General features: G+C 65.4%; 6 protein-coding genes and 1 tRNA gene. 2 read left to right on the forward strand and 5 right to left on the reverse strand.

Going from position 1 to position 4,458, the window contains the following annotated elements; all coding sequences use genetic code 11:
- Nucleotides 1-8: 8 nt before the first annotated feature.
- Nucleotides 9-84: transfer RNA gene (locus tag ACSLE4_RS05840), tRNA-Ala, on the reverse strand.
- A gap of 148 nt (nt 85-232) precedes the next feature.
- Between ACSLE4_RS05840 and ACSLE4_RS05845 the strand changes: the two genes are divergently transcribed.
- Entirely contained in the window at nt 233-526 is a 294-nt protein-coding gene (locus tag ACSLE4_RS05845) for a YggT family protein (protein WP_435903540.1), read from the forward strand.
- A 7-nt stretch (nt 527-533) separates the two neighbouring features.
- Complete coding sequence (locus ACSLE4_RS05850) at nt 534-863, forward strand: DUF167 family protein (RefSeq protein ID WP_435903541.1); 330 nt, start codon at nt 534-536, stop codon at nt 861-863.
- Here ACSLE4_RS05850 and pyrF read toward each other — a convergent pair.
- The 4 genes from pyrF to dnaJ all read right to left on the reverse strand — a co-directional run.
- Nucleotides 860-1,555: an orotidine-5'-phosphate decarboxylase gene (gene pyrF / locus ACSLE4_RS05855; protein WP_435903542.1), complete on the reverse strand. Its 696-nt coding sequence runs from the start codon at nt 1,553-1,555 to the stop codon at nt 860-862. The two genes, ACSLE4_RS05850 and pyrF, sit on opposite strands and share 4 nt — an antisense overlap.
- Nucleotides 1,552-2,115 carry an NADPH-dependent FMN reductase gene (locus ACSLE4_RS05860; RefSeq protein ID WP_435903543.1) on the reverse strand — a complete coding sequence of 188 codons (564 nt, stop codon included), beginning with the start codon at nt 2,113-2,115 and terminating at the stop codon, nt 1,552-1,554. Before ACSLE4_RS05860 ends, pyrF begins: the two co-directional genes overlap by 4 nt.
- A gap of 21 nt (nt 2,116-2,136) precedes the next feature.
- On the reverse strand, nt 2,137-3,234 hold the full coding sequence (locus ACSLE4_RS05865) for an AI-2E family transporter (protein ID WP_435903544.1): 1,098 nt from the start codon (nt 3,232-3,234) through the stop codon (nt 2,137-2,139).
- A 102-nt stretch (nt 3,235-3,336) separates the two neighbouring features.
- The coding region (dnaJ, locus tag ACSLE4_RS05870) for a molecular chaperone DnaJ (RefSeq protein WP_435903545.1) at nt 3,337-4,458 on the reverse strand (1,122 nt) is incomplete at its 5' end.

The raw sequence follows: 4,458 nt of genomic DNA on the forward strand, positions 1-4,458 counted from the left end.
CTTGGAAATGGTGGAGCCGGACGGGATCGAACCGACGACCTCAGCAGTGCGATTGCTGCGCTCTCCCAACTGAGCTACGGCCCCGAGAAGCCCGCATTTAGGGAACCGCCCCCATCCCTGTCAAGCAAGGGGGCGAGACACGAACTTAAGCCTTGGCACTGCCAAAGACTTGCCCTCGGGCGGGCCTGTCCGCTACATGAGGCCCCAAGGCCGCGCACGGAGGGGCCTTTTCATGGTTCCTTTGATCGGATTCATCGCTCTCGTCATCGATCTCTTTATCTGGGTGGTGATCGCGAGCGCGATCTTGAGCTGGCTGATCGCCTTCAACGTGGTCAACACCAGTAATCGCTTCGTCTATAGCGTGGCGGACATGCTCTACCGGATCACCGAACCGGCGCTGCGGCCGATCCGGAGCATCCTGCCCAATCTCGGCGGCATCGACATTTCGCCGGTGATTCTGATCCTGCTTCTGCTGTTCATCCGCGACGTGGTGCTGTTTGGCTGGATCTTGCCGGCCGTCGCTTAAGCCTGGCGTGGACGGTCCGCTCCTCAAGCTCAATCTCCGCCAGACGCCCACGGGCCTGATCGTGGCGGTGCGGCTCACCCCGAAATCCGCGCGCGACGCCATCGAAGGTCTCGAGGCGTTCGACGGCGACACCGTGCTCAAAGCCCGCGTAAGAGCCCTGCCCGAAGCCGGCCGCGCCAATGCGGCGCTGGAAAAGCTGATCGCCAAGTGGCTCGGGCTGCCGCAATCGGCGGTGAGGGTCGTCCAAGGCGGCAAGTCGCGCATCAAGCAGGTCGCCATCGAGGGCAACGGGGTCGCGCTCTCCGCCCTGGTCTGCACGCGTCTGGCCGAACTCTAGGCGGAAGCGGCCGCGATCTCTTCTGCGATTGTCTCGGCGGCCGCGCGCGGATCTTTGGCGCGCGTGATGGGACGGCCGATCACCAGATAGTCGGCGCCGGCCTCGACTGCGTCCGTCGGCGTCACCACGCGGGCTTGGTCTTGCATATCGGTCCCCGCCTGCCGGATGCCAGGGGTCACAATCAAAAAGTTCCGCAAGCGTTCGCGGAGCGCCGCCGCCTCCTTGCCCGAGGCGACGATACCGTCGAAGCCCGCGTCCTGAGAGAGCCGCGCGCGCTCTTGCACAAGGGCCAAGGGAGGCATCTCGATGCCTTGCTCCGACAAGTCCGCGCGGTCGAGATTGGTCAGCACCGTCACGCCAAGGAGCTTGAGTGCGCTGTCGCCGCGCCCGCGCACGGCCGCATCGAGCGTCTTGCGGTCGGTGGCATGCACCGTGACGAAGTGCGCGCCGGTCTTGGCGATTGCGGCGGTCGCCCGCTCGACCGTCGCCTCGATGTCGAGCAGCTTGGCGTCCAAAAACACGCGGTGGCCGTCCTTGACGAGCGTCTCGGCAAGCGCAAGGCCGCCGGCATAAATGAGCTCGAGGCCGAGCTTGTAAACGCCGATGCTGTCGCCGAGCCTTTCGATGAGGGCGCGCGCCTCGTCCACATGGGGCACGTCGAGCGCGACGATAATCCGGTCCTTCGGGCTCATGCGGTAAATTTCCTCGCGGCCACGGCCAGTGCTTCCACCACGCCGGCGAATGTCTTCTGCTGGCTTTCGTCCTTCAGGCTGCCGTCGTCCTCGAAGGCTTGGCTGGCGCGCGGCAGCGCCATCTGCTGCGGAATGACGGTTGCGCCCAAGCCCACGGCGAGGATCTGCCGCAGCACGAGCAGGCTGCGCATCGCCCCGTAATAACCTGGTGACGCGCCCGAGATGGCGAAAACACGTGCCCTGAACACGTCCGGTTCGTCCTTCACGCGGCTCAGCCAATCGATCGTGTTCTTGAGCAGCGGCGGAACCGCGGCGTTGTACTCCGGCGTCACGATCATCACACCGTCATACTCCTCCAGCAGCGCCTTGAAGGCCCGCGCGCGCTCCGGCACGCCCTCGTCATCTTCCAGATCGCCGTGATAAATCGGCATATGATAGTCGGCCAGGTCCGCGAACACCGCCTCGATGCCGTTCGCCTCGGCGATATGCTGCCCGAGCCGGGCGAGCTTCTTGTTGTGCGATCCCTCCCGGGCGCTACCGGCAAAAAACAATAACCGCATGCAAATCTCCTGCTTCGCGCTTTACGCGCCGTCGCTCGTACCGTCCTCGTCCTGACCAAATACATGACGCAAGGGAACGGTTGCGGCGGCCGCGAGCGGGGTGGCGAGCGCCAGCCCCATGAGCCCGAACACGGCGCCGAACACGAGCTGGTTCAGGATCACCGCCGCAGGGGGCATCGACACGGCCCGCGCCTGGATCAGAGGCGTCAGCAGATAGCTCTCCAGGAACTGGACACAGCAATAAAGACCGAACGCCCATAGGGCCAAATTCCAGCTCTCGCCGCCGGCGACGAGGATGATCGGAATCGCGCCGATGATCGGTCCGAGATAGGGCAGGAAGCACGCGAGCCCCGCGAACAGCGCCAGCACGAAGGCGATCGGTACGCCAAGGATCAACAGCCCGAGATAGGTGAAGACGCCGACCGCCGACATGGTGATCGACTGCCCGATCAGCCAGCGCCGCAGCAGATCGCCGGTCTCGTACAGCAGCTCGAGCAGCGTTTGGCGCTTGTCCTCCGGTGCGAGCTGCGCCACCAGATTGACGTAAGTGTGCGGATCGGCGGCGAGATAGACGCCGAAGAACAGCACGATAAGCCCGGCGCTGAACAGACCGAACACGGACATGGCGACCGAGGTGGCGCCGGTGGCAATGCCCCACTGGCTCATGAAGTTGCCGAGGACCTGAACCAGGTTGATATTCTCGAGCAGCTCCGTGCGGTCGATGAAGGTCGAAAGTTTAGAGGTAAGCGTGGTGACGCCGGCGGCGATGCTCTGCGCAAGCAGCGCGATCTGTGTCCCGAGCGTCGGTCCTGCGGTCCAGCCGGCAAGGACGAGAACGCCCAGACCGGCGAGGGCCACCACGGCCAGCATCAGCAAACGCGGCAGGCCGGTGAGGTTGGAGAGCGAGTTGCTGGCGCCGTAGAGCACGATGGCAAGCAGGATGCCGGCGAACGTTAAAAAGATCGCCGTCTGCGCGTACCAAAGGACGCTCGCTAGCGCGATGACGGCAATGACGGCGACGGTGGCTCTTGCCGCCCGCACCATGAGCTTGGGCTCGCGGAGTTCCATTGTCTTCGCCGGGCTCTTCTTGGCGTCGCGTGCGGGCTGCTCGCCGGGCATCGTCATCTCGCTTGAAGACCGCGCTAATGCTGATGCGGGACGGGGGCGCGGGAGCTGAAGAGAACTCCAATCTACGTCAATCCAGGCGGGAAGGGATAGGCGCTACTCGCCGATACCCTCAAAGAACTCCTTCACCTGGGCGAAAAATCCGGCCGAGGCCGGGCTCGTGTCCGGGTTGGACGCCTCCTCGAACGCCTTCAGCAGATCGCGCTGCTTGCGCGAGAGGTTCTTCGGCGTCTCGACCTCGACCTGAATGTAGAGGTCGCCCTGCTGCTTGGAGCGCAGCACGGGCATGCCCTTGGCTTTGAGGCGGAACTGCTTCCCGCTTTCCGAGCCCTCGGGCACTTTCACGCGGCTGCGGCCGCCGTCGATGGTGGGCACCTCGATCTGGCCGCCGAGCGCCGCGGTGGTCATGGCGATGGGCACGCGGCAGAACAGATCGGCGCCGTCGCGCTGGAAGAACTCATGCGGCTTGATCGACAGGAAAATGTAGAGATCGCCGGGCGGGCCGCCGCGCACGCCCGCTTCGCCCTCGCCGGCAAGCCTGATGCGCGTACCGTCCTCCACACCCACCGGAATGGTGACGGACAAGGTGCGCTCGCGGATAACGCGGCCCGCCCCGTTGCATGACGGGCATGGCGTCTCGATCATTTCGCCGCGGCCCTGACAGGCCGGGCAGGTGCGCTCGATGGTGAAGAAGCCCTGGCTTGCCCGAACCTTGCCGACGCCGCCGCAAGTCCGGCAGGCGGTGGGCGAGGTGCCGGCCTTGGCGCCGGAACCCGAGCAGTCATCGCAGGTGACGGATGTCGGTACGCGGATCTGCGCCGTCTTGCCTTCGTAAGCCTCCGCGAGTGTGATCTCCATGTTGTAGCGGAGATCGGCGCCGCGCTCGCGGCCTGAGCGCTGTCGCGGCCGTCGCGTGCCGCCCATGAACTCGCCGAACAGGTCGTCGAACATGGCCGACATCGAGGCGGAGAAATCCGTGCCGAAACCGTGCGGGCCCCCGGCGCCGAAGCCGCCGAACCCTGCGCCGCCGCCCTCGAAGGCGGCATGGCCGAAGCGGTCATAGGCCGCGCGGCGTTGCGGGTCCTTCAGGGCCTCGTAGGCCTCGTTGACTTCCTTGAAGCGTTGCTCCGCGGTGGGGTCGCCGTTGCAGCGGTCGGGATGGCACTCCTTGGCGAGATTGCGGAACGCAGACTTGATATCAGCGTCGCCCGCGCCGCG

The organism is Methyloceanibacter sp. (genome assembly GCF_051306395.1).
GTDB lineage: Bacteria > Pseudomonadota > Alphaproteobacteria > Rhizobiales > Methyloligellaceae > Methyloceanibacter.

Excerpts from the sequence above, each read along its gene's own strand:
- ACSLE4_RS05845 (WP_435903540.1), top strand. The coding sequence starts at position 233 with ATGGTTCCTTTGATCGGATTCATCGCTCTCGTCATCGATCTCTTTATC.
- pyrF (WP_435903542.1), bottom strand. The coding sequence starts at position 1,555 with ATGAGCCCGAAGGACCGGATTATCGTCGCGCTCGACGTGCCCCATGTG.
- ACSLE4_RS05860 (WP_435903543.1), bottom strand. The coding sequence starts at position 2,115 with ATGCGGTTATTGTTTTTTGCCGGTAGCGCCCGGGAGGGATCGCACAAC.
- ACSLE4_RS05865 (WP_435903544.1), bottom strand. The coding sequence starts at position 3,234 with ATGCCCGGCGAGCAGCCCGCACGCGACGCCAAGAAGAGCCCGGCGAAG.